Consider the following 290-nt stretch of genomic DNA (forward strand, 5'->3'; position numbering starts at 1 on the left):
TGCTGCCACATAATGAATAATCGACAAGTCCAATTGATGTGTTTGCATATATGTGAGGCCTAAATTACTGTGTATATTGGCAATTTCTAATGGATTATCACGTTCAGTGGCCACATTTAAGGCACGATGATAAAGCGCAGCCGCTTGAATAAAGTGTCCTTGGAAATAAGTAGCAACACCTTGAAACTTTACGCTGAAATAAAAAGCATCACTGAGAGGTTCATGTTCTGTCAGTTGTTCCAACTCACGGAAGTATTGGGTAGCAGTGGTATATTTTTGGTATTTTAATG

Annotated in this window: 1 pseudogene; it reads right to left on the reverse strand. The window is 38.3% G+C overall.

The window, feature by feature from the left end:
* Positions 1-290, reverse strand: a pseudogene (locus tag CWC11_RS22920) (response regulator); the annotation flags it as partial.

This window comes from Pseudoalteromonas sp. S3178, assembly GCF_005886985.1.
GTDB classification, from domain to species: Bacteria; Pseudomonadota; Gammaproteobacteria; order Enterobacterales; family Alteromonadaceae; genus Pseudoalteromonas; species Pseudoalteromonas carrageenovora.